Raw genomic sequence first — 309 nt, forward strand, 5'->3', positions numbered from 1 at the left:
ATTCTGATTGCCCAAGGGTTCCTGCAGGCCGCCTACGAAACGCAGGACAAAGCTTTTGAGCTGGTGCGCGAACAGCATCTGGAACAGCTGCCGATGCACGAGTTCTTGCTGCGTATCCGTTCACAAATTCTGTGGTCCTGGTCGCGACTGGACGAAGCGGAAGACGCCGCCCGCGAAGGCCTGAAAATCCTGGCCAACTACCAGCCCCAACAGCAGTTGCAGTGCATTGCCATGTTGGCCAAGTGCTCGCTGGCGCGTGGCGATCTGGATAACGCCAATGCGCATATGCAACGTTGCGAAGTCCTGCTG

General features: G+C 57.6%; 1 protein-coding gene. It reads left to right on the forward strand.

Features of this window, described 5'->3' with window-relative positions:
- Positions 1 to 309 (forward strand): hypothetical protein (locus CVN76_RS02550; protein ID WP_198512449.1); only part of this gene is annotated, 309 nt, incomplete at both ends.

Source organism: Bacillus sp. mrc49, from assembly GCF_002803435.1.